Annotated in this window: 20 protein-coding genes and 4 tRNA genes; 20 read left to right on the top strand and 4 right to left on the bottom strand. The window is 55.6% G+C overall.

Annotated features, from left to right (window positions below):
* Positions 1 to 37: 37 nt before the first annotated feature.
* Positions 38 to 2,134: a transketolase gene (gene tkt, locus AEAE_RS02575; RefSeq protein ID WP_094689579.1), complete on the bottom strand. Its 2,097-nt coding sequence runs from the start codon at positions 2,132 to 2,134 to the stop codon at positions 38 to 40.
* A gap of 199 nt (positions 2,135 to 2,333) precedes the next feature.
* Between tkt and hrcA the strand changes: the two genes are divergently transcribed.
* Together hrcA and AEAE_RS02585 are read left to right on the top strand one after the other, a co-directional pair.
* The gene (gene hrcA, locus AEAE_RS02580; RefSeq protein ID WP_244569601.1) at positions 2,334 to 3,458 is read left to right on the top strand and encodes a heat-inducible transcriptional repressor HrcA; all 1,125 of its coding nucleotides are present in this window, start codon (positions 2,334 to 2,336) and stop codon (positions 3,456 to 3,458) included.
* 2 nt (positions 3,459 to 3,460) lie between these two features.
* On the top strand, positions 3,461 to 4,621 hold the full coding sequence (locus AEAE_RS02585) for a DnaJ C-terminal domain-containing protein (RefSeq protein WP_244569602.1): 1,161 nt from the start codon (positions 3,461 to 3,463) through the stop codon (positions 4,619 to 4,621).
* Between the two features lie 211 nt (positions 4,622 to 4,832).
* On the opposite strand, the gene AEAE_RS02595 is transcribed toward AEAE_RS02585, so the two are convergent.
* Positions 4,833 to 5,654, bottom strand: a complete 822-nt coding sequence (locus AEAE_RS02595; RefSeq protein WP_094689580.1) for a fructosamine kinase family protein — start codon at positions 5,652 to 5,654, stop codon at positions 4,833 to 4,835.
* 106 nt (positions 5,655 to 5,760) lie between these two features.
* On the opposite strand from AEAE_RS02595, the gene uppP reads away from it, so the two are divergent.
* Together uppP and AEAE_RS02605 are read left to right on the top strand one after the other, a co-directional pair.
* The gene (gene uppP, locus AEAE_RS02600; protein WP_094689581.1) at positions 5,761 to 6,639 is read left to right on the top strand and encodes an undecaprenyl-diphosphatase UppP; all 879 of its coding nucleotides are present in this window, start codon (positions 5,761 to 5,763) and stop codon (positions 6,637 to 6,639) included.
* A gap of 123 nt (positions 6,640 to 6,762) precedes the next feature.
* Positions 6,763 to 7,536: a hypothetical protein gene (locus AEAE_RS02605; RefSeq protein ID WP_094689582.1), complete on the top strand. Its 774-nt coding sequence runs from the start codon at positions 6,763 to 6,765 to the stop codon at positions 7,534 to 7,536.
* A 119-nt stretch (positions 7,537 to 7,655) separates the two neighbouring features.
* On the opposite strand, the gene AEAE_RS02610 is transcribed toward AEAE_RS02605, so the two are convergent.
* On the bottom strand, positions 7,656 to 8,600 hold the full coding sequence (locus AEAE_RS02610; protein ID WP_094689583.1) for a PAC2 family protein: 945 nt from the start codon (positions 8,598 to 8,600) through the stop codon (positions 7,656 to 7,658).
* 518 nt (positions 8,601 to 9,118) lie between these two features.
* On the opposite strand from AEAE_RS02610, the gene AEAE_RS02615 reads away from it, so the two are divergent.
* The 14 genes from AEAE_RS02615 to AEAE_RS06905 all read left to right on the top strand — a co-directional run bounded on the left by AEAE_RS02615 (position 9,119) and on the right by AEAE_RS06905 (position 19,544).
* Positions 9,119 to 9,191 (top strand) — tRNA-Gly (locus tag AEAE_RS02615).
* A 26-nt stretch (positions 9,192 to 9,217) separates the two neighbouring features.
* A tRNA-Cys gene (locus AEAE_RS02620) sits at positions 9,218 to 9,288 on the top strand.
* Positions 9,289 to 9,305: 17 nt separating this feature from the next.
* Positions 9,306 to 9,377 (top strand) — tRNA-Val (locus AEAE_RS02625).
* 39 nt (positions 9,378 to 9,416) lie between these two features.
* Positions 9,417 to 9,489, top strand: a tRNA-Val gene (locus tag AEAE_RS02630).
* Between the two features lie 178 nt (positions 9,490 to 9,667).
* Complete coding sequence (gene thrS / locus AEAE_RS02635) at positions 9,668 to 11,722, top strand: threonine--tRNA ligase (protein WP_094689584.1); 2,055 nt, start codon at positions 9,668 to 9,670, stop codon at positions 11,720 to 11,722.
* Positions 11,723 to 11,730: 8 nt separating this feature from the next.
* Complete coding sequence (locus AEAE_RS02640; protein ID WP_094689585.1) at positions 11,731 to 12,423, top strand: HIT family protein; 693 nt, start codon at positions 11,731 to 11,733, stop codon at positions 12,421 to 12,423.
* Between the two features lie 136 nt (positions 12,424 to 12,559).
* Positions 12,560 to 13,318 (top strand): YebC/PmpR family DNA-binding transcriptional regulator, encoded by a 759-nt coding sequence (locus tag AEAE_RS02645; protein WP_094689586.1) that lies wholly within the window; start codon positions 12,560 to 12,562, stop codon positions 13,316 to 13,318.
* Between the two features lies 1 nt (position 13,319).
* Positions 13,320 to 13,907, top strand: a complete 588-nt coding sequence (gene ruvC, locus AEAE_RS02650) for a crossover junction endodeoxyribonuclease RuvC (protein WP_094689587.1) — start codon at positions 13,320 to 13,322, stop codon at positions 13,905 to 13,907.
* 36 nt (positions 13,908 to 13,943) lie between these two features.
* On the top strand, positions 13,944 to 14,558 hold the full coding sequence (gene ruvA / locus AEAE_RS02655) for a Holliday junction branch migration protein RuvA (protein WP_094689588.1): 615 nt from the start codon (positions 13,944 to 13,946) through the stop codon (positions 14,556 to 14,558).
* An 89-nt stretch (positions 14,559 to 14,647) separates the two neighbouring features.
* Positions 14,648 to 15,733, top strand: coding sequence for a Holliday junction branch migration DNA helicase RuvB (gene ruvB, locus AEAE_RS02660; RefSeq protein ID WP_094690091.1), 1,086 nt, complete (start codon positions 14,648 to 14,650; stop codon positions 15,731 to 15,733).
* A gap of 214 nt (positions 15,734 to 15,947) precedes the next feature.
* On the top strand, positions 15,948 to 16,388 hold the full coding sequence (gene yajC, locus AEAE_RS02665; RefSeq protein WP_094689589.1) for a preprotein translocase subunit YajC: 441 nt from the start codon (positions 15,948 to 15,950) through the stop codon (positions 16,386 to 16,388).
* An 18-nt stretch (positions 16,389 to 16,406) separates the two neighbouring features.
* On the top strand, positions 16,407 to 17,006 hold the full coding sequence (locus AEAE_RS02670; RefSeq protein WP_094689590.1) for an adenine phosphoribosyltransferase: 600 nt from the start codon (positions 16,407 to 16,409) through the stop codon (positions 17,004 to 17,006).
* Positions 17,007 to 17,305: 299 nt separating this feature from the next.
* Positions 17,306 to 18,940: a cell division protein PerM gene (locus AEAE_RS02675; protein ID WP_094689591.1), complete on the top strand. Its 1,635-nt coding sequence runs from the start codon at positions 17,306 to 17,308 to the stop codon at positions 18,938 to 18,940.
* A complete protein-coding gene (locus tag AEAE_RS06905) occupies positions 18,933 to 19,544 on the top strand; it encodes an MFS transporter (RefSeq protein WP_244569603.1) in 612 nt (203 codons plus the stop codon). Before AEAE_RS02675 ends, AEAE_RS06905 begins: the two co-directional genes overlap by 8 nt.
* A 168-nt stretch (positions 19,545 to 19,712) precedes the next feature.
* Here the strand turns inward: AEAE_RS06905 and AEAE_RS02685 are convergent, their stop codons facing one another.
* Positions 19,713 to 20,798, bottom strand: a complete 1,086-nt coding sequence (locus AEAE_RS02685) for an MIP/aquaporin family protein (RefSeq protein WP_094689592.1) — start codon at positions 20,796 to 20,798, stop codon at positions 19,713 to 19,715.
* 230 nt (positions 20,799 to 21,028) lie between these two features.
* On the opposite strand from AEAE_RS02685, the gene AEAE_RS02690 reads away from it, so the two are divergent.
* Positions 21,029 to 21,976 (top strand): pseudouridine synthase, encoded by a 948-nt coding sequence (locus AEAE_RS02690; RefSeq protein ID WP_094689593.1) that lies wholly within the window; start codon positions 21,029 to 21,031, stop codon positions 21,974 to 21,976.
* Complete coding sequence (gene der, locus AEAE_RS02695) at positions 21,973 to 24,141, top strand: bifunctional cytidylate kinase/GTPase Der (protein ID WP_094689594.1); 2,169 nt, start codon at positions 21,973 to 21,975, stop codon at positions 24,139 to 24,141. Before AEAE_RS02690 ends, der begins: the two co-directional genes overlap by 4 nt.
* Positions 24,142 to 24,158: the final 17 nt, after the last annotated feature.

A 24,158-nucleotide genomic window follows, 5' to 3' on the forward strand; every position in this document is an offset into this window, starting at 1 on the left:
ACCAGCGCCTCTTCAGAAAGCGTGTGAAGAACGTGGCTCACTTGTTGAGCTCAGCGAGGGAAGCCTCAGCAGCTTCGACCACGTGCTCAGCAGTCATGCCCAGGACGCGCATGTTCTCAGCGCCGTTGCCCTGCAGGCCGAACTGCTCGATGGAGCAAGCCTTGCCGTAAGCGCCCAGGTACTTGTACCAAGGCATTGCGATGCCAGCCTCGATGGAGACGCGAGCCTTCACAGAGGATGGGAGCACGGACTCACGGTACTCAGCAGACTGCTCTTCGAACCACTCCATGGAGACCATGGACACAACGCGAGCGTTGATACCCTTCTCCTTGAGAGTTGCGGCAGCCTCAACTGCGTGCTGAACCTCAGAACCAGAGGCCATGAGGATGACGTCTGGGGTGCCCTCAGTGTCGACGAGGACGTAAGCACCCTTACGAACACCTTCGTGAGCCTTCTCAGCAGTCTCCTTCAGGGTTGGAACGCCCTGGCGGGTAAGGATCATTGCGGTTGGGTGAGTGTTGTTCTTCTCGAAGAAGTAACGGTAAGCTTCGAGGGTTTCGAACTCGTCAGCTGGGCGAACAACCTCGAGGTTCGGGATTGCACGCATAGAAGCGAGGTGCTCGATTGGCTGGTGGGTTGGACCATCCTCACCGAGGGCCACGGAATCGTGAGTCCACACGTAGAGGTTTGGAATATCCATCAAAGCAGCCAAGCGAACTGCTGGACGCTCGTAATCAGCGAACTGGAAGAAGGTGCCGCCGAATGGACGAGTGTCAGAGCCGAGCAGGATGCCGTTGGTCACAGCGCCCATGGCGAACTCGCGAACACCGAAGTGGATGACGCGGCCTGCATAGGAAGCTTCTGGCCACTGGGTGGTCACTTCGTCGGATGGATCGAAGGATGCAGAACCCTTGATGGTGGTGTTGTTGGAACCACCGAGGTCAGCAGAACCACCCCACAGCTCTGGCATCACAGCTGCGATTGCGTTGAGAACCTGACCAGAGGTCTTACGGGTAGCAGCCTTGTCGCCAGCCTGGTAAGTGGCAGCGAGGTCGTCGAGAGCCTTATCGAAGCCCTCTGGAAGCTCGCCAGCATGCATGCGGTCGAAGAGAGCAGCCTTATCTGGGTTGGCTTCACGCCACTGCTCGAACTTCTTATCCCACTCAGCATGTGCTTCGAGACCGCGCTTGGCAACCTCACGAGCATGCTCGAGAGCCTCTTCATCAACGATGAAGCTCTCTTCTGGGTTCAAACCGAGAACCTTCTTGAGGGCTGCAGTGGCCTCTTCGCCCAGCTTGGAGCCGTGTGCAGAAGGATCGTTGGTCTTGCCTGGGGTTGGCCAAGCCATGAGGGTGTCCACCTTGATCAGGTGTGGACGGTCGGTAACCTTCTCAGCCTTCTCAACTGCTGCTGCGAAGGCCTCGACGTCCTCCTTGTAGGAGCCGTCTGGCTGAACGAAGGAGACCTCGTCGGTGTACCAGCCGTAAGCCTCATAGCGCTTGAGAACATCCTCGCCGAGAGCAATACGGGTGTCGCCCTCGATCTGGATGTGGTTTGCATCGAAGATCACGAAGACGTTGCCGAGCTTCTCGATGCCAGCCATTGCGGAAGCCTCAGAGGAAACACCTTCCTCGAGATCGCCTTCGCCAGCGATGACCCACACCTTGTGGTCGAATGGGGAAGTGCCCTGAGCAGCCTTTGGATCGAGAAGTGCACGCTGATAGTGCTGGCCATAAGAGAAGCCAACAGCAGATGCGAGACCCTGGCCCAGTGGGCCGGTGGTCATTTCAATGCCTGGGATCTGGCCGTACTCTGGGTGGCCGGTCAGCTTACCGTTGAGAGAACGGAACTGCTTGAAATCATCCAGGGTGATGCCGTAGCCGGACAGGTACAGCTGCACGTACTGAACGAGGGAGACGTGGCCGCCGGAGAGAATGAAGCGGTCGCGGCCGAGCCACTGTGGGTCAGCTGGATCGTGCTTCATGAAGCGCTGATAGATCGTGTAAACGATCGGTGCGAGCGAGATGGCAGAACCTGGGTGGCCGGAACCGGTCTTCTCGACGGCATCGGCAGCCAGTGCCTTGGACATGTTGACAGCGCGCTGGTCAAGCTCTGTCCACTTGAAATCGCTCATGTTTCTCCTTTCGGTTGATTGAGGTCGCAACGGTGGGACCGAAACAGACCTGAAATACCGTGTAAAAGTTTATCTGTCACATCTGACGAAATCAGCGGGAAACAGTTGCTGTGCCTTGAGCTCAATGTTTCCTCGCGGCGATTATTTAGCAATCGAGGCGCTAGAGTGCTAAAAAGGAAGGGAACGGAAAGGAGGAGTTATGGCGAATGAACGTTCTGATAGCCAGCAAGAGAGGCGAATGCTCGTGCTGCGAACCGTGGTCGACCAATATATGAGTACCCATGAGCCAGTCGGTTCATCGACAGTCGCTCGACTTCTCCCCGTCAAAGCCTCTTCTGCAACCGTTCGCAATGACATGGCCGCCCTCGAAGACGACGGCTACTTGGTCCAGCCCCACACTTCTGCAGGTCGAGTTCCTACTCAGCGCGGCTACCGCCTCTACGTTGATCGCCTGGTTCATGTTGCCCCGCTCACTGCCGCGCAGATGCACGCTATTACTGACGTCCTCTCGCATTCCGTCTCCTTGGAGGACACTTTGCGATTGTCGGTGAGGCTTTTGGCGAAGATCACCGGCCAGGTCGCCATCGTTGCCAGCCCGTATGCTCAGTCCTCGTCTTTGCGCCGTTTCGAACTTGTTCGCCTTGCGTGGAATGCCTATTTGATGGTGATTATCACCGATTCTGGGCGTGTTGAGCAGTCGACTTTGGTCTCTGAAAAGCAAACTTCTGCCGAGCTCGTCGATGAGGTGATGCAGCGCATTAATGAAATGTGTGTGGGCAAGCCTCTCACCGCTATTCCTCGCGCCTGCGTGAGCTTGGCCACTTCGACGAAATATCGCGATGTTGCCGTTTTGCTCGCCCAGGTTGCTCACGCCATTCACGGTATAAGCGCCGATTCTGATTCTCTGTATATGGCCGGTACTTCCGCTTTGGCTCGCCGTTCCGATTCCTCTGCTCGCGACCTCGCTAGCCTGTTTGACGCCTTGGAGGAGCAGGTGGTGGTGTTGCGCTTGCTCTCGACGGTTTCGCAGGCTGATAACGGCACTGGTGTGGGCGTGGCGATCGGCTCGGAAACCCATACGGACGGTTTGCAAGATGTTGCTGTGGTGTCTTCTGGCTATGGCGACGAGATTATCAGCGCGCATGATGACACTTCCGAGGCTTCTTCCACCAATTCTGATAATCCTGAGGAAGAGGGGAAGCATTCCGGCCTTGCCTTTGTTGGTTCTATTGGGCCAACGCATATGAACTATCCGAACACCATGGCTGCTGTGAAGGCAGTGGCACAATATCTGTCCTCGATTATCGGCCAACAGGAGGTCTGAGAGTGGCTACTGATTATTACGCAGTTCTCGGCGTTTCTCGCGATGCTTCCGACGATGAAATCAAGCAGGCGTATCGCAAGATGGCGCGCAAGTACCATCCTGATATCGCTGGTCCGGAGTACCAGGAGAAATTCCAGGAGATTAACAAAGCCTACGAAATCCTCTCCGACCCTGAGAAGAAGCGCATGGTGGATCAGGGAATCGACCCAGAGGATCCTCAGGCTTCTGCTGGCTTTGGCGGCTTCTCGCAGGGTGGTTACGGCTCCTTTGCCGATATTTTCGACGACTTGGGTGGTATGTTTGGCGGCTTTGGTGGGCGCTCGCGCGGTCCACAGCCTCGCGTCCAGCCGGGCTCTGACGTGTTGGCCGATTTGCGCATTCCACTCAAGGTCGCAGTGTTCGGCGGTGTGCAGGAGGTTCAGTCTCGCACGTACATTACGTGCCCAACCTGCCATGGCAATGGTTCTGCCGATGGCTCTCAGCCGGTGACCTGTTCGGTGTGTAAGGGTACGGGCTTCCAGCAGAAGGTCACCCGCGTGTTGATGACGCAGATGATGACGCAGGTGGAGTGCTCGAACTGCCATGGCTTCGGCACGGTGATTCCTAACCCATGCACTCAGTGCGGTGGTAGTGGCCGTGTGGCTGATGAACATGTCGAGAAGGTCAATGTTCCTGCAGGCGTTCAGGATGGCACGCGCATGCGTGTTGCCGGCCGCGGAAACGTGGGCTTGGGCGGCGGCCAGCCAGGTGACCTCTACATTGACATTCATGTGGCTGCTGATAAGCAGTTTGTTCGCGTCGGTAATGATTTGCACTGCTGGGTTTCTGTGCCGATGGTGTGGGCTGCTTTGGGCCACGAAGTCACCTTGTCCACTTTTGATGGCCCGCAGAACGTCGAGTTGAAGCCGGGTACACAGCCGGAGGAAGAGATCCGCGTGAAGGGCTTGGGTGCTGGCATTTTGAATAGCCCAGGTGAGCGTGGCGATGTGGTGGCCCATGTTCAGGTGAAGGTGCCCAAGAAGCTCAACTCTGCTCAGCGGGAGGCTTTGGAAGCGTTTGATAAGGCCAGTAAATCGGATAAGCCAGAGCAGTTTGCTCGTCCAAGCAAGGGTCGTGACCGCGGTCTCTTCGATCATTTGAAGAATATGTTTACTGGCGAGTAATCGCAGGTGAGCTTGTGTACGCAGAAACCCTGCAGTTTCCACACGGAAGCTACAGGGTTTTACTGTATTAGCTGCACTGGCTCACACACAGCTCACTGAGCATACTGCTGGAAGGCAGCCGCATCTTTCACATCGTCGATCTGGCGAATCACACGCACAGGCATGCCCACAGCGATAGAGTGCGCAGGAATATCTTTCGTCACTACCGCCATCACAAACTCGCCAGCACACGTGCGCACAGCGAACGGTATTGCGACACATAACCTCCACCAAAGAAGACGCAATGTCCAGCGATAGGGTAGAGCTGCCACAGAGGCAAACGAGACTCAAAACCAGCAGCTAGAGGGTGCTCACGATCGTAAGCCTCAATAATGTCGTCGAGGTAAGGGCAGCCGAAGAGGTCAAGCATTGCAAGGTCCTCCTCACGATGGCCACCGTGAGCAGCAGGGTCGATGAGCACTGCTTCAACACCACCGGGGGTAGTAGTGCCACGAGCAGGAGTCCACATCAAGTTGCCACTCCACAAGTCACCATGAACACGAGCCGGAGTGTCGTGGGCAGCATCGCCCAACAAAGCAGGCAGATTATCACACACCTTCTTCGTCACCTTAAGGTCCTGCTCATCCAGCTCGCCGCGGGCAATACCCATCTCCACCATCGGGATCAAACGAGCATTGCGAATATAGCTCTCCACACTCGGCCACGAACCAGTCGGCATGGGCACAGGGTCATCCAGCGGCCCGAAATAGCTCTTCCCGCTATAACCGTCCGGTGCGCTACCCCAGGAAGGTGCTCCCGCATCGTGCATCCGCGCGAGCTGGCGGCCAAAAGCGCGAGCAGCTTGAATGGTAGGACCAGCTGAGGCGATCTGCTCAATGTCAAGGTATTTTTCGTTGACGTCGATGACTTGGCAGACGCGAGGGCCGCCCTGAGCTTCGGCTTGCTTCATCCAGCGCAGGCCTGCCGCTTCAGCGGGGAAGAAGTTCTGAGGTGGGTTGAAACGAGTTTTACGATGAACAGAAAGCTGAGCCATGCTGCCTCCTTTGTGGCTGGTGGCTTTTCGGCAGACTGCGTGAAGCATGTAACGCTTCTGTGTCCGCTCGTGTATTTCTCCTCGTTCAATGGTAGACGTTAGTCATATGAATTATCTGCAGGCGATTATTCTCGGCATCGTGCAGGGCTTGACAGAATTCCTTCCCGTCAGTTCTTCCGCCCACCTCCTCATTGTGGGCAAGCTTATTGGCGCGGGTGACTGGGGTTCGCAGTTTACCGCTATCATTCAGCTCGGCACTGAGCTTGCCCTTCTGATCTACTGGCGCAAGGCCATTGGCCGCATTATAAGCCGCTGGTTCCTAGCTTTGGTGGGTAAGAACGGCTCGGATGTTGCTCACCGTTTCGGCAAGGGCGACCCCGACGCGCTGATGGGCTGGCTGGTGATTTTGGGCACGCTGCCCATCGTCTTGGCCGGCGTGTTGATGCAGAAGTACACGGACTCACTCTTGCGCAACTTGTGGATCACCGTTGCCATGCTCATCGTTTTCGGCGTCATCTTGTGGCTGGTTGATGAGCGTTTCCCGCGCGAGATCGATGAAGAGCAGATGACCTGGAAGGATGGCCTGCTCATTGGCTTGGGCCAGATGCTCGCTCTCGTCCCTGGCGTATCGCGTTCTGGTTCGACGCTCACTGTCGCTCGTTTGAGGGGCTTGACGAAGTCTGCCGCTGCTCGTTTCAGCTTCTACTTGGCTTTGCCAGCCGTCTTTGGCTCCGGTTTGCTGGAGTTGGTGAAGACGATCAAGCTTTCCCGCACGCAAACGCTCGTCCCTGGCTGGGGTCCGACCATTGTGGCTACCGTGGTCGCCTTTGTGGTGGGTTACCTCGTCTTCTACTTCTGCTGGCGTTTGATTACCGAGCATTCCTTTAAGGGCTTCGCTTTCTGGCGTATCGGCGTCGCCGTCGTTTTGGCTCTCCTTTTGCTCACGCATGTGATGCCTGCCGTTGCCGCGGGGGCTACAGCGTAGGGCTTGAGATTATCACTGTGCATCTTCGCAAGTGTACTGATAGCGCGGCTTCGGCCGCGCTTTTCTTTTATTGCCATGCGGTGAAGCCGGGCTGATAATCTGGGAGAGGAAGAGGGGAGTGTTATGAGCAGTGAGACTTCGCCAAGGAAGGCCAGTCGCCGCCGCCACTCAGCAGTTGTTGTCGCGGTATTTCTCGCCATTGTGGCCCTGGTGGCTGTCGGAGCGCAGGGTGCAGGACGCCAAAGGCTCGAGTCGGCGAGGAATAATTGCCGCAACGCCTACGGAGAAGTGGCGAGCGCAAAGGACGAATACCTCAAAGTTCTCGAGTCGGACGACGTGCATTCGGCGCGCGCAGTGAGTGAGAAGGAAGTTGCCGATACGAGCACCGTCACCCGCTTGCACAGGGATGTTCAGCCCATCGAGGCCGTGGTGGACACTTGCCCGTTGATGTCGACGGAAACCTCAGTTCTGGTGGAGCGAGCCAATGAGCTTAAGAAGCTCTCCGACCGCTACACTTCGCGCGCTCAACAGCTGAAAGCCGATGTGAAAGCAGTCAACGCTTCTGTTCATGATTATCAGCTCAATCAGGCTATTCTCGTGCTCTCGCATGAGGTGAACAACGCCGAGCAGTTGCTGAAGGATTCTGACGGTACGGTTGCTCAGGAGAGTACTCGGGATGACCTCAAAGCGTCTTTGGCAACGGCGAAGAAGCTGTTGAAGAGGAAGAAGAAGGTGGAAGCGCGTATTGAGGATGCGACCGCTGACCTCGCTTCGAAGCAGGATGCGGTGAAGCAATCGCAAGCTCAGAAGCATGATCAGGATAAAAATAAGGCCGACGCTGATGACAGCGCCGACGAAAATGACGAGGCTCAGAGCGACGGAAGCTCAAACGACTGAAGTTCAAACTGCGCTGAGTAGGGAAGTACTTCCCAGAAAAAACGGCATGGAAAAGGCGTCACCCCGGGCAGTGACGCCTTTCATAACGGCGATAGTCTCAGAGTGTGAACCGGCCGTCCTCACTCGTTCGTGTCGTCGCCGCCGAATTTCTTCAAATGCTTCTTAATCTGAGAGCTCGGCAAGCTTTCCGGGTCGAGCGGATGCGTGTGCTCAGTGCGGCCCTCCGCATCCCAATCGCAGCGGTCGTAGGAGCGAAGGAAGCGCTCTGCTTCGTCGACGAGTTCAGAAGCGGCAACCTTCTGTTGCTGGTGGGATTGCTGAACATCCCAGTTGTGCTCGATCTCGCTCAACGACTGCGCTAGTGCAGGGTTTTGCTCGACATAGCTATTAGCCTGCTTCGTCCACATCTGCGTGGCGAGTTCCACACTGGCCATGCCCTTCATGCTCTCCACACCCACTTCGGCGCACAAGCTGCGCATCAAAGCGAGAGTCGCCGGAGGGCACTGATCGAAAGGCAAGTATTCCGGCACGTCAGCCCACAAGGACAGAGACTTCTGGCCCTGCTGAGCTGCTGAAAGGTTCAGAATGGTGGTAATTCCTACAGGGCCGGTGTACGTGTTCTCGTTGATGGACAGGTCCGAGCCATCGACGCGCCCGATAGGAATGTTCCTTGTGTAAGGGTTTGACTCGTAGATGGATGCGAGATTAACAATGAGGTCAACCTTCTCGTCCTCACAAATTCCCACGATTGTCGTACAGAAGTCACGCCAGTGCAGGTTGGGCTCGGGGCCGACGGCAAGCAGGAGAGTCAGTTCAGGGCTGATAGTGGCACGGTAGAACGTGAAGCTTGGCCACACGATTCTCTTAAACCCTAAAGCGGTGCATTGCTGAGGGCGAGTGTCGCGGTAGTCATAGAAGAAGTCGTCATCAACTTCTGTAAAAGGTAAGGCCTCGGTGTGCTCAATAAGAGTACGCACGGCTAGTGATGACGCACTGCCTGCATCATTCCAGCCTTCAAAGGCAGTCACGAGCACCGTGCGATGCTCTGCATTCGTTTTCTCCATACGTTTTAGCGTAGAAGAAGCTGGGGTGTGTCGGGAAAACAATCGCCCTTGGCGGATACGCTCACAGAGGAGTGGGGCAAATGAGTCTTTTGTTTCCTACTGATATCTCAGGTAACGACCGAAACTTACGTGAACCCATGTGACGACACGCACATCCACCCTCCCGGAACTCTCGGAACCCTCGCACAGCGCTATCCGACACGCGCATGCACACTCTTAGTCACACGTTTTGGCTTCCTAGATCATTTCGTTGCACTGAGTTTCTCCCTCTCTAGCCTTGCTGAGCTTGCCTGAGGGGAGCTTATGCGTGTCAGGTTCAGAATCGTTGGAATAACTGGCTTTTAAGATTGTCAACGCACTGTACGACACTCCGAAAACGAAGAGGGGCTTGTCAAAGTCTCCTGCGGGTGTATAGTAGTTGCTTGTGCTTCGGAGCTGTGCTTCACAGCTTCGAGAAAAGTAAAGAGCTCAGTTCCCTGAGTTTCCAAGCTTTTCGAGGTACGAGTTCGGAAGAACATGCGGACATAGCTTAGTTGGTAAAGCGCAACCTTGCCAAGGTTGAGACCGCGGGTCCGAGTCCCGTTGTCCGCTCGAGGGTCCGATACGTTGACCTGTACGGTGGGTTAGCCAAGCGGTTAGGCAGCGGCCTGCAAAGCCGTATAGACGAGTTCGACTCTCGTACCCACCTCGAGGATTGTCCTCATTGGGCGGCTGGCGCAGAGGGAGCGCGCTTCCCTGACACGGAAGAGGTCGCTGGTTCGATCCCAGCGTCGCCCACAACTAGGAGTCCGGAGCAATTCGGACTCCTTTTTATTCGGGCGATTAGCGCAGCGGTTAGCGCACTTCGTTCACACCGAAGGGGTCACTGGTTCGATTCCAGTATCGCCCACCCGTTCCTTCATGATTCATTCTCTTTATCAGTATCCTTTCTTTTCCTTGATTGTGCGTGCTGACAATCTCAGTGTGTCCTTGTCATAGTGGCCTCGTAGCGTGGAAGCAACGCGAAACCCGCGTGTCCAACAGGCCTGCACCTTGTAAAGCAGGTCCAGCAGAAAAAGGACAAGGAAATGGCAGAAAACCACAACATCACCATTGAGCTCAACGGCGAGAAGAAGGAAATTGAGTCCTCTCTCACGGGTCAGGAGCTCTTCGCCGACGATCCACAAGTGATCGCAGTCAAGATCAACGACGTTCCTCGTGATATTTACACTCCACTGAAGGACGGCGACAAGGTCGAAGCAATCACCCTCACTTCTGAAGACGGTCTGCACATTATGCGCCACTCCGCCACTCACGTGATGGCACAGGCAGTTCAGGCACTCTTCCCTGATGCCAAGCTCGGAATCGGCCCGGTGATTAAAGACGGCTTCTATTACGATTTCGACGTCGAAAATCCTTTCACTCCTGACGATCTGAAGAAGATCGAAAAGAAGATGCAAGAGATTATCAAGCAGGATCAAAGCTTCCGCCGTCGTGTCGTTTCTCAACAAGAGGCACAAGAAGAAGAGAAGGACCAGCCATACAAGCTGGAACTGATCAACTTGAAGGAAGAGCAGATTAAGGCTGATGCAGCAACCGAAGTTCGTGCCAACGGCGAGCTGTCCATGTACGACAACGTGCGCAAGGACGGTTCCGTTGCATGGAAGGACTTGTGCATGGGCCCACACCTGCCATCGACCAAGTACATCGGCGCCTTCAAGATCCAGCGTACGGCAGCAGCCTACTGGCTGGGCTCTGAGAAGAACAAGCAGTTGCAGCGCATCTACGGCACTGCTTTCCCCACCAAGGAAGAGCTCAAGCAGCATCTGAGCCTGCTCGAAGAGGCAGCACGTCGTGACCACCGTAAGCTCGGCCATGACCTCGACTTGTTCAGCTTCCCAGACCAGCTCGGCCCAGGCCTCGTCGTCTTCCACCCCAAGGGTGGCACCATCATCAATGTGATGGAAGATTACTCTCGCCAAATGCACCGTCGCGCGGGTTACTCCTTCGTTCAAACCCCACACCTGACCAAGGGCCAGCTGTACGAAACCTCCGGCCACCTTTCCTGGTACAAGGACGACATGTACCCGCCAATGCACTTGGATGAGGAGTACAATGCCGACGGCTCGGTGAAGAAGCCAGGCCAGGATTACTACATGAAGCCAATGAACTGCCCGATGCACAACCTCATTTATGCATCCCGTCAGCGTTCCTACCGTGAGCTTCCACTGCGCCTCTTCGAGTTCGGCACCGTTTACCGTTACGAGAAGTCCGGCGAGGTGCATGGCCTGACCCGTCTGCGTGGTTTGACTCAGGATGATTCCCACATCTACTGCACTCGTGAGCAGATGTCCGGCGAGCTCAAGTCCATCCTGCACTTCGTCATGCAGGTGCTCAAGGACTTCGGCTTGAAGAACTTCTACGTCGAGCTGTCCACCAAGGACCCGAATAAGTACATCGGTTCCGATGAAGTGTGGCAAGAGGCAGAGGATACCTTGCGTGAGGTCGTCGTCGAATCTGGCCTGCCATTCCGTGAGGATCCAGCCGGTGCAGCATTCTACGGTCCAAAGATCTCCGTCGAGGCCATCGACGCCATCGGCCGCAACTGGCAGATTTCCACCATTCAGCTCGACTTCCAGGAGCCACACCGCTTCCACCTGGAGTACATCGACAAGGACGGCACCCGCAAGGAGCCAGTGATGATTCACCGCGCTCTGTTCGGCTCTGTTGAGCGCTTCTTCGCCATCCTGCTCGAGAACTATGCTGGTGCATTCCCAGCATGGCTCGCCCCAGTTCAGGTTGAGGCAGTTCCTGTCACCGACGAGTTCTCCGACTACATGCGCGAGCTGTGCGATGAACTGCGTCAAAACGACGTTCGCGCCGAGCTCGACACCACGGATGACCGCTTCGGCAAGAAGATTCGCAACGCAGCTAAGCAGAAGGTTCCATTCACCCTCATTGCTGGTGAAACTGATGCTAATGCTGGTACTGTGAGCTTCCGCTTCCGTGACGGCTCTCAGCTCAACGGCGTTGACAAGGCTCAGGCTGTCAAGCTCGTGGCCAGCGTGTGCAAGACACATGAGAACATCAACTCTGCTGAGGATTTCCAGCGCGTTTCTGGTTTTGAGCCAGTCGAGCAGTGAGCTGGTATATGAGCGATATTCGTATCGATTCTGCGGATAACTTCCCGCCCCAAGAGGACGGCTATGAGCGCTTGTGGACTCCGCAGCGCATGGCTTACGTCTTGGGAAACGGGAAGTTTTCCCGTTCTCAGGCCTCTCACCACACCGAGATTAACAGTTCTGCACATTCGGATGCACCAGAACAAGCCAGATCGCACGAGCCGAAGGCGAGTAAACCGTGCCCGTTTTGCGCGGCACAGGCGAAAGCCGATAGTGACGGACTGATAATCTGGAGGGGCGAGAAGGTTTTTGCCATCATGAACCTCTACCCGTACAATACGGGCCACCTGATGATCTGCCCCAACCGTCATGTCGGCCTTCTCACCGACTTGACCGACGAGGAGCTGCAAGAGTTCGAGCGCGCCACCGTTTTGGCAATGCGCGTTATCTCGCATGTTTCTCACCCGGATGGCATGAATATCGGTGTGAATCAGGGCGAAGTGGCAGGTGCAGGAGTTGCCTCGCATCTGCATCAGCATGTTGTTCCTCGCTGGAATGGCGACTCGAATTTCATGCCGATTATCGCTCAAACCCGTACTATGCCTGTTTTGCTGAGCAACCAGCGTGATGCGTATGCTGAGGAGTTCTCCAGATTAGCAGGCTACGAAAGCCCAGCTCCTGCTGTTACGCCAGAAAGCGATATTTTCCCTTCTGAGCGCTAGAAAATACGCGTTGAGCTCGCAGCTGAGCGTTGATATTTCAGACGTTTGTCGAGCTCAGGTGTGAAAAATTGCGCCTGAGTCCGGCAACGTCGTTATACTCTTGTAGGACTTTTATTCATTTATTTTGAGGAGCGCCATGTCAGGACATTCCAAGTGGGCCACCACTAAGCACAAGAAGGCGGCAATCGACGCTAAGCGCGGCAAGCTCTTCGCCAAGCTCGTCAAGAACATCGAAATCGCAGCCCGTCAGGGTGGTGGCGATCTCGCTGGTAACGCAGCCTTGTTCGAGGCTGTGAACAAGGCGAAGAAGAACTCCGTCCCAGCTGACAACATCACCCGTGCAATCAAGCGCGGTTCGGGTGCTGAAGCCGGTGGCGCCAACTACGAGAGCATCGTGTACGAAGGCTACGCACCAAACGGCGTAGGCCTGATCATCGAATGCTTGACCGATAACCGTAACCGTGCAGCAGCAGATGTGCGCACCACCCTCTCCAAGAACGGTGGCTCGCTTGCTACTACCGGTTCCGTGAGCTTCAACTTCTCCCGTAAGGGCGAAATCGAAGTTGCTTCCGAAGGTGTTGATTATGATCAGCTCTTCGAAGCAGCTGCTGAAGCCGGTGCTGAGGATGTTGAGGATAACGGTGACGTGTACACCGTCATCACCGAGCCATCCCTGCTCTCTGATGTTACCAAGGCTCTCACCGACGCTGGCTTCGACCACGATTCTTCCGAGTCCGTGATGGTTGCTGCAAACAAGGTCAGCCTGGACCTCGATGCTGCTAAGAAGGTCACCAAGCTCATCGACGCTCTCGATGACCTCGATGATGTTCAGAATATTTACTCCAACTGGACGGCCGATGACGATGTGATGGCTGCTCTCGAGGATGAGGACTGAGTTGATCATCCTCGGTGTTGACCCTGGCCTCACTCGTTGTGGGGTCGGGGTTATTGAAGCCGGCGCATACCGCCGGCTTTCTTTTATTCACGTCGATGTTATTCGTTCCAGTATCGACGTTTCCCAGGATCTGCGCCTGCTGACAATCTGGGAAGGTTTAAACGCCAAGATGGATGAGTTCGTCCCCGACGTGGTGTCCATCGAGCAAGTTTTCGCTCAGCATAATATCAACACTGTGTTGGGTACAGCGCAGGTAGCTGGCCTCGCCATGGTAGCCGCGGCCCAGCGTTCCATCCCTGTTGCTGTGCACACTCCTAGCCAAGTCAAGCTCGCGGTGACCGGCAACGGAAAGGCCGACAAGCTTCAGGTGGAGAGAATGGTGGCGCGAATTCTCAACCTCAACAAGCTGCCAGACCCACCAGATGCTGCGGATGCGCTTGCTCAGGCGATTACTCATGCTCTGCACCCCGCCGGCGAGTTGCAAGGAGGGGAAAGAGAACAGCACCTCACGCCTGCGCAACGGCAATGGGCGGAAGCGTTGAAGAAGCAACAGCAGAATAAATCGCGCATGCACGGTCGCGGTATGTAACCTGATATAATCGAACACAAGTTCGAAGGAGGGTGTATGATCGCACAACTTACCGGTTTGGTGGCCAGTATTGGCCCAGATAGTGCCGTTATTGATTGCAATGGCATTGGTTTCGGCGTTCATATGCCTCATACTGACCTCGCGCGTTTGAGGGAAGGCCGGGAAGAAACGGTCTTCACGCATATGGCTCTGACTCAGGATGCGCTGACTCTCTACGGTTTCACTTCCACCAATGAGAGGGAAGTGTTCTTACGCTTGCAAAAAGTGTCGGGCGTAGGCCCGAAAGCTGCACTCGCTCTGCTCTCAACATGCGGAGTCGAGGGGATTAGCACTGCGGTTGCCTCACAGGACGTGACTGCACTATCCAAAGCTCCTGGTGTGGGCAAGCGTATGGCACAGAAAATTATTGTGGAACTGACTGGCAAGCTCGACGGTGTTGCCGATGTGTCCGCTTCTGCTCCTGCAACTTTGCCCGATGGTATGACCACTATTCTTCAAGGTTTGGATGGTTTGGGAATCAGGCCGGATACGGCGAAGGATGCTTTGAACGCCGTCATGCAGCAGCATGGTTTCGAGGTTGATGTGCCCAGTGCTGAAGTCGCTACTGTTCTTCGCGAAACTCTGTCGTACATCGGAAGGAGGCAGAAGTGAGCCGTGCATCGCGTAAAGCTCCTGAGCCGCAGTTCGTGCCGGATGCTGGAGCAACGCTCAATTACAACCCTTTCGCCCCGGGTGCAAGCTTGCCGCATTATGAGGAAAACAGCGCGGCCGATACGGTAAATAACCAGAACGCTCGTGAAGAATCCTTGCGAACAGTCTCCGCTCAATCGCAGCCGGAAGAGCGTTTGAGCGATGAGGAGCTGCGCCCGAACACGCTGGACAGCTTCGTTGGCCAGCCTCTGCTCAAGGAGCAGTTGCGCCTGTTCTTGGATGCTGCCATTAAGCGTGAGGTTCCGCCGGATCATATTCTTCTTGCCGGGCCTCCAGGCCTGGGTAAAACCACTTTGGCCATGATTGTTGCTCACGAGTTGGGAGTGTCCCTGCGCGTCACTTCTGGCCCTGCTGTGCAGCACCCTGGTGACCTTGCCTCGATTTTGTCTTCGATGGAGGAGGGCGAGGTTCTCTTCATTGATGAGATTCACCGCCTTCCTCACACAGCAGAGGAGATGCTCTACATTGCTATGGAGGATTTCCGCGTCGATGTGGTGATCGGCAAGGGTGCTGGTGCTTCATCTATTCCTCTGACTTTGCCGCGTTTTACCGTGGTGGGTGCGACGACGAGGGAAGGTATGCTGCCTGCACCTTTGCGCGCACGATTTGGCTTTACTGCCAATCTGGATTACTACCCAGCTTCAGAGCTGCAAAAGCTTATCCAACGTTCTGCCCAAGTGTTGGGTGTGAGCATTGATGACCAAGCAGCCCGCGAGCTGTCCCTGCGCTCGAGGGGTACGCCGCGAATTGCGAACCGACTGCTCAGGCGTGTGCGCGATTGGGCTGTGGTGCATGAGCTGGACCATATTGATGAGAGCGCGGTGAAGGCGGCTTTGCAGCTCTACCAGATCGATTCGGAAGGCTTGGACCGCTTGGATATCGCCGTTTTGGAGGCGATGGTCAAGCGCTTTAAGGGCAGGCCAGTCGGCATTAAGAACCTCGCGTCGATGGTGGGAGAGGAAGCTGAGACTATCGAAACGGTGTGTGAGCCGTATTTGGTGCGTCAAGGTTTCATGATTCGTACACCGAAAGGCCGTGTGGCAACCGAGAAAGCGTGGAAGCATTTGGGGGTTGCGCTGCCGAACCCTTCGCAAGGCCAGAAGCCGCTGTTCTAGTTGTGCGTTGTGGTGTGCGCGCTCTAGCTGTGCGGACGGCGCGCTCACGCTGTGTAGCCGGTGCGGCAGACGGTGTGGCCGGCGCGTCGGCAGTGAGTGCGCTCGTCGCGCAAAAGTTGCGAGAAGGTTACGAAAAGCCGCGAGCGTCTGCTTAGTGCGTTACCCTGAATGAGTGACCCACTGATGGTGGGCGTAGTGATTAAAGGAGACTATTGTGAACCCAGCTCTTTTGAACAACCTCTTTATGGTTGTCATTATTGCTGTCCTCATCCTGTTTATGTGGCTTTCCACTCGTAAGCAACGTAAGCGTCAGCAAGAGCAAGAGAATTGGCTCAATAACCTTCAGCCAGGTGATGAAGTCGCTACCATCGGCGGAATCATCGGAACTGTTGTTGAAGCTGATATTGCTCATGATCAGGTCGTCATCGACTCTGAAGGTACCAAGCTGCGCATGCGCGTGCAGTCCATTCGCCAGGCTCCTGTCGTCCCTCACTACGCTGATGAGGATGCTCCTGCTGAAGATTCTCAGAACAGTGAAAATCTTGAAGAGCAAGCTGCTCACGCCACCGAGCCAAACCAGGCAGACGAGGCTAGCAAGCAAGAACCTGTGGAAGCCAACGAAAAGCTGACTTCTGAGGATTACAAGAACGAGTGAGACGAGGAGAGGTTCCGTATGGCAGATTCCGCAGAACTCACTACCAAAGGCCTTCGTCTGGAGGGCTTGAACAAGATGGCGGAAGGAGACCGTAACTACCTGATCTCCCTGTTCCGCACCATTCCTGGGTTCCCGGCAAAGAACATTCTTTTCCGCGACTTTGTTCCTGTTTTGGCGGACGCTCGAGCATACGCGCTGCTCATCAACGCTTTGGCTCAGGCTTTGCCAGTGTCTTTGGATGATTTCGACTACATTGGTGGTTTGGAATCTCGCGGCTTCCTGATCGGTGCTCCACTCGCCCTCAAGCTGGGCAAGGGCTTCATCCCATTCCGCAAGGCTGGCAAGCTTCCTCCTGAGGTTTACCACCAGGAGTACACACTCGAGTACGGTAAGGCTGCTATCGAAATCGAGAAGAACACCATCCACAAAGGTGATCGTGTTCTCATCGTCGATGATTTGATTGCCACCGGTGGTACCGCTGCAGCTGCTGAGGACCTTCTCAAGCAGGCAGGTGCTCATGTTGCAGGCTACTCCTTCGTTATGGAGTTGGATGGCCTGCCAGGGCGCCGGGCATTGGGCGACCATCCCATCTCGGTGCTGATGGGCATGCCAGCCTGAGCTGTTGTGCCTCATATGCTCGCTGCCGAACTGTGATAAATACAGAACTGCGACAAAATAAAGTGCAGAAAGCAGTCAAAATGGCAGCGAAAATGCTGTAGACTTCAAGAGTACCGCTTCTCGTGGCGCTAGGCTCATCATCCTTTCTTCTTATTTGCGATTTTGCAAATGATGAGCCCGGGTGGGCGTTACGAGTGAGCGGCATTTTTGTATTCAGGCGGCTTTGTGTTAGAGCGGCATTTTTGTATTCACCTGGGTTCTCGCCTAGAATATTCAGGGATCACAGGTTCGGAGGTTATATGGCACAAGTAGAACGCTCAACGAAGCGCAGTTCGTTGCAATTTGACCTCACTAACCTCGCATCAGGAGCCTGGCGCGCCCTCGTCGCCGCATTCCTCGCACCCCTCGCACTCTTCGCCCTCGCTTTCATCAGTTGCGCGCTCGTCGTCGTCACGACCACAAACGCGAAATCAGGCGCCGCTCAAGCAGTGGTCAGCGGCTGGGACATTATCAAGCTTTCCCTCGCACTTCCGGTGAATTTTGGGGGAGTGATAATCTCAGTTCCGCCCCTTCTCGCCACGACAATCGCCTTCCTGTTCAGCCTGGCAATCTTTTTGAGCTTGCGCGTAAGAAACCTGAGCCAAATTCCTCTGGCCGCTTTGGGCTGGCTGGGCTCCTGGCTCATGCTCGCCCGTGCTTTGGAAACTTCTCAGCAATCTCAGATGAACAGCGTGATTGGCCACTCCTTCGTCCTTTTCCTCGCCATTGTACTGGTTATTGCTGTACATCGCGTGTGGAAGGAACTCTACCAGCCGTGGCTCGCCACTTTGCCACAACTTTCCGACACTTTCTTCCCTGAACCTGAGGCGGATAAGCGCTTAGATAGCTTGCCGCCTCTCACTGTTCGCCGCGTGCTGAAAGCCTGCGCTCAAGCCCTCGCCCGTGTACCCAACTTGGTAGTGCGCCAGCTGCGTATCGCTCTGATCGGTTTGTCACTGCTGTCTGCCGGAGTGTGGGTATACTGGCTCATCGCTGGTCACCATACCGCCGACCTTCTGTGGAAGCAGACTGCGGTAAGTGGGGCACCTCGCATTGTTTTGGCGCTATTACTCTTGCTGTGGCTGCCCAACTATCTGGTGTACGCGCTGGTGTGGGCGCTGGGTGGCATGCTCAGCGTCGGGGCCCTCGGCACTTTCTCCCTGGCGGCCCTCAGCACGCGCAACCTGCCGCTGATCCCCGTATTTGGCTACATTCCTGACCCTCTGCCCGCGCTGGGCCAAACGCTTCTGCCGATGGTCGGTCTGCTGGTGGCTTTGCTCGCTGCCTGCGATAGCTTGTGGCAATTAAGGCTCATTATTCGCCGTTGGGTTGTCGCCTTGATTCGCATTAGCGCTCGAGATTATCAGTATTCTTCGCGCCTCATCCCAGCCTGCCTCGTGGTGTTGATTCTTCCTATCGTCAACCAGCTCGCTGTTGTGGGCGCTTGCGCCGCAGTGGGGTGGGTGCTGATTGCGCTCTCTTCAGGTGGATTGGGCTCGCGCAACCTGGCTTCCCTCGGGGCTGCACACCAACTTCCTGTACTTCTGCGTTCGTGGTGGCAGGTGTTTGCTGACATCAGCTTGATTCTCGTAGTAGTCAGCCTTGTGATTATTGCTATTCGCGCTGTGGTGATCTATCGCTACCGCAGTGCGCAAGGGCAGAGTGCACAGCGCCAGAATGTGCAAGGTCACGTGCATTCTTCTTCGACGGTGAGCTCTGTGCTGGCTGACAGCGCGGATACTGAGTATGACGAGCCGAGTAAGCGATTGTCGTTTGAGAAACGCCCGCAGGTGAGTGGCGATGGAACTGTTCCTTTCCACGCCAGCGAGGTGAAAAGGCGAGTAGTGGCGAGCGAGCATATTCATGATGTGGACGAGGAGAGTGCCCATGAGTGAGAATTTGCCAGCCGAGAACATACCAACACAGCGCAATGAGCAGAGTTTCGATGCTGATGAACCTCGTCTTGACCGCGATTACCAGCGTTCTGAGAGCTTTGAGCAGCGCCCTGACAGCGACGAGGAGAAGGTAGTGAATGCCTCTCTTGCGCAGCTCGCTCGCGGTGAGAAGGAAGGCCCACTCGAGAAACATCTCGACAGTAATAACGTTGACCTGGAAAAGAACAGCCTCGACGAGAGTGATAACAATGACGAGGACAACGCCGAACAGAGTACGCCTGTCCCTGAAGTCGAAGAGAAGAGCTTTATCACTGGCCACAAGCACCCGTATGTTTCTGAAAAGCATGAGGGCAAGCCGTGGTTCGAGTGGCTGGTTGCCGCTCTCGTCGTGCTCTCCGGCGTTCTTGCTGCAACAGGATTAACAGGTGCAGGAATTGGTTTGCTCTCCGCAGTGGCAGGTGCCAGTGCACTGATCCGTTTGCTGGCTCGCTCGCATTCCCCGTGGAAAGTGCGCTCGGTGTTCTTCGACTGCTTCATCGGCTTTGGCCTGATGCTGGGCATCCCGTTCACCTACTGGACGGTGTTGTGGATTCTCGCCTCATAAGCGTGAAGCTGAGCTACACCACGACCACCCTGCGCAGTGCGAGAAACATGCGCAGCCGCCAAATTGCGCGCAGCGCCCATGAATCAGCAATGAGCTGTATGCAGATATGAAAAAAGCCGCGAAAGCGGCTTTTTTCATAGATTTCAACAGACTGATAATCTGGAGAAATTACTCAGATTCTTCGGCATCCTCGCCATGAGACTCGGAGTAATCGATATTCGTCGACTCCGCCATTTCAGCAGCTTGAGAGGCAGCAGCCTGCTCTGGGCTCACCTCTTCAGTATCCTGGCGCATCACCTTGTTGAAGTCAGCGATATCGCGAGAATCTTCCGAGTCGCTCACCTGCTGAGCATCCTCAGGAACAGAAGAGTCAGAAGCCTTCGCATCCTTCTCATCAGAAGCCTTGGCATCAGAAGCCTGAGCCTTGTCAGAAGAGGCAGAAGAGTCGTCAGAAAGCTTCATGTTCTCAGCCAGCACGACGATCAGACCGACAACAGCGGCAGCCAGCAGCGGGACAATCCAGAAGATCCACAGCTCAGTGAGAGCTTCACCATCGCCATCGATCTTGGCCAGAATGGCAGAACCAGTAGCGCGAGCTGGGTTCAAAGCCGAATTGGTAATCATGGAGGTCATGACCGTGCCGGCAGCATAAGCCAAGCCAGTAGCCACAGCATAGTTGCGGCGAGGAAGGCCGTTACGCTTCAAAGCGCTCACAGCAACAGCCGTGATGAGCAGGGTAGCCACGAGCTCCACGATGATAGCGGCTTCCATCGTGCCGCCCAAACGAGTCTGCACTTCAGCGTAACGGTTAGCGGCAAGCTCCCACATCGTCTTGGTTTCCAGCTTGCTCTGAGCACCAGCCTTCAGGTTATAAGTGCTGACCATGAAGTTGAACAATGGCTTCATAGTGAAAGCAGCCAGAATGCCACCCAGGGTTTGAGCCACGCAGTAAGCCAAGAAATCAAGCCACTTCAAACGGCCCGACAGAGCGGCAGTCAGGGAAACGGCAGGGTTGAGATGGCCACCAGTGACTGGAGCAGTCAAATAGGCTGCAGCAGCATAAGCAACAAAGGCTGCCAACACTGGCAGAATCAGGGAGGAATCAGAAATACGATCCCACGATGATGCTGAGAGCAGAACCATCACCACGAAGAAAGTGCCCACGAGCTCGAGAAGAGAACGGGTGAGCAGACCATGAGAGAAACCATTCTCGCGCTGAACACGAGCGCGAGATGACTGTGTTGTATCCGTCATATATACTTAACCTTTGGTATGCCTTGCAGAAAATCTGCATTACATATCTACGGTATACCAAGCCTTACCAATAAACGTGGGAAAAGGCTGGGAATTGCCGACAAGAATGCGCATATGCACGCGCAATGTGCCCGCACATAAAGCTTGCACACCGCGTACTACGCGCAGGCTCCTGCGCACACGCACCACTGCGCATACACAAGAGGAACACTGGTCACGTTGGGAGAACGATGCCACATCAATACTCTCGCGCTCTAAGCGCTCACGGCGGTCGTCAAACCGCACACAACTCTTCACAAGCGAAACAAGCGAACCGCTCGGCAGCACGCCGCGCCATCGCACGCCGCTCCGCCAACGCTGCAGCACAGCGCACGGCACACGAGCCCATTGATATTTCCAAGCTTCACCCCGTCGACCCCGGTTCGCACGGCACCAACCCCAGCGAACAAGTCGAAGGAGTACGCCTGCAAAAGCTCCTCGCGCAGGCAGGCTACGGTTCTCGCAGAAAGTGCGAGCAGCTGATTGCCGAAGGCCGCGTTGAAATCGACGGCGAACTCGTCACCACCCTGGGAACCCGCGTTTTCCCCGACAAGCAGACCATCAAGGTTGACGGCTCGCGCGTACACCTCGACGATAAGCACATCACTTTGGCCCTCAACAAGCCACGCCAGGTGCTCTCCGCCATGGATGACCAGAAGGGCCGCTGGACTCTTCGCGACATCATCGGCGACGGCTACCCCCGCATCTTCCACATGGGCCGCCTCGACTACGATTCCGAAGGTCTCATCCTCATGACCAACGACGGCGAACTCGCCGAACACGTCATGCACCCGCGTTACGAAATCGCCAAAACATACATCGCCACCGTTCGCGGCAACATTCCTCGCGCCACCGTGCGCCGCCTCGTCACCCAAGGCGTTCACCTCAAAGACGGCTGGATTAAATGCGACGAAGCACACGTCGTATCCGCAACCCGCGAACACTCCGTCGTCAAGGTGGTGCTGCACTCGGGTAAGAACCGCATCGTCCGCCGCATGCTCGAAGCCGTCGGCTACCCAGTCACCCGCCTGATGCGCACGCAAATCGGCCCAATCCGCCTCGACGGAGTAAAACCGGGCAGTTACCGTATTTTGACCCTTCCTGAGGTCAAGAAGTTGGAGAAGGAGGTAGGCCTGTGATCTGCATCGCAATCGACGGCCCAGCAGGAGTCGGCAAGTCCAGCGTTTCACGCCAACTTGCCGACGAATACGGATTGGCATACCTCGACACTGGTGCCATGTACCGAGCAGCAACCTGGTGGTGCTTGAAGGAAGGCGTCGCCTTGGACGAGCCTCAAGCTGTGGTGGACGCTGTTCGCGACTTCTTGGATAACCACGTCACCTTCGTCATTGACCCGCAGGAGCCTGCCGTGGTCAGTGATGATGAGGATGTGACCAGCCAGATGCACAGCGAGGAAGTAAGCGCCCACGTTTCCCAAGTAGCCGCCATCCCTCAGGTTCGCGAGCTTCTCATCGCCGCACAGCGCAAGGAGATCGAAGCTCAGGCTAATCCTGACTCCTTCTCTCAAGGCTTGGGCATTGTGGCGGAAGGCCGCGATATCACGACGGTTGTCGCCCCTCGTGCTGAGGTTCGCGTGCTGCTAACTGCATCGGAAGAGGTGCGTCAGGCTCGCCGTAACCATCAGGCTCAGCAGGGCCAGTCGGGTAAGGACGACGTGGCTGCTCGCGACGCTGCTGACTCTCAGGTCAACAATTTCACGAGCGCTGCTGAAGGCGTGATCACTATTGACAATACGCATATGGATTTGCAGCAGACGCTGGATTCTTTCCGTCGTATTGTCGACCAGGCTTTTGTTGCGCAGGACCTTCCTTTGCCGGATGCCGAGTTTGAGAGGCTGTACCCGGGGGAAGTGCTCTCTGATGCCGATTTGGAGGAGTATGAGCTTTCCGATGAGGATCGCGCTTTGCTTTCCGGCGGTTCGCTGGAGGATGAGAGCCTTTTAGATTATCAGAAACCAGTTGGTGTGCTCGCGGTGGTGGGCCGTCCGAACGTGGGTAAGTCCACGCTGGTCAACCGCATTTTGGGCCGCAAGGCTGCCGTGGTGGAGAATAAGCCAGGTGTGACGCGCGACCGTGTGAGCTATGAGGCCAACTGGAATGGTTCCGACTTCTTGGTCGTCGATACTGGCGGTTGGGAAGCAGGTGTCGAGGGCATCGACTCTGAGGTTGCGAACCAGGCGGAGATTGCTGTTGAGCTTGCTGATGCTGTGCTTCTGGTGGTGGATGCTCAGACTGGTTTGACGGATATGGACCAGCGCATGGTTCGTATGTTGCGCAAGTCGAAGAAGCCGGTGACGGTTGCTGTCAACAAGCTGGATGATGTGCGTGATTTTGCTGAAGCGTCTGACTTCTGGCGTTTGGGCATGGGTGAGCCGTACCCGATTTCTGCTATGCATGGCAAGGGTGTGGGTGACCTGTTGGATGCGTGCATGACGATGTTGAAGAATGCGGAGCACACGTCTGGTTTGCTCTCTTCGTCGAATTTCCGTCGTGTGGCTTTGATCGGTAAGCCGAATGTGGGTAAGTCGAGCCTTCTCAATCAGCTTTCCCATTCTCAGCGTGCCGTGGTGACCGATATTGCTGGAACTACCCGCGACCCGATTGATGAGGTTGTTGAAATTGGCGGTAAGAAGTGGCAGGTGATTGACACTGCTGGTATTAAGCGCCATGTGAACAAGCTTTCGGGTGCGGAGTACTATTCGAGTTTGCGAACGCAGGCTGCTATTGAGCGCGCGGAACTGTGCTTGGTTCTCTTTGATGTATCTGAGCCGATTTCTGTGCAGGACCTTCGTGTGATGAGCCAGGCTGTTGACGCGGGTCGCGCTATTGTGATCGTGTTCAATAAGTGGGATTTGTTGGATACTTTCTCTCGTGCTCGCCTGGAGCGACTATATGAGAGTGAGTTCACGCAGGTGACGTGGGCGCAGCGTGTTAATCTTTCTGCCAAGACTGGCTGGCATACCAACCGTTTGGCTGATGCGATGAACACGGCGCTTAACTCGTGGGATCAGCGTATTTCGACGTCAAAGCTCAACTCGTTCTTGGGTAAGATCCAGCAGGCGCATCCGCACCCTCTGCGCGGTGGCAAGCAGCCTCGTATTTTGTTTGCGACGCAGGCGGGTACTCGTCCTCCTCGTTTCGTGATCTTTACCACGGGCTTCTTGGATCCGGGTTATCGCCGTTATTTGGAGCATCAGTTGCGCGAGACTTTTGGTTTCGAGGGCACGCCGATCCAGATTTCTGTGCGTGTTCGTGAGAAGCGAAAGAATGATAAACGCCGTTAACCAGTTCGTAACAACAC

Source organism: Aeriscardovia aeriphila, from assembly GCF_002259595.1.
Taxonomy (GTDB): domain Bacteria; phylum Actinomycetota; class Actinomycetes; order Actinomycetales; family Bifidobacteriaceae; genus Aeriscardovia; species Aeriscardovia aeriphila.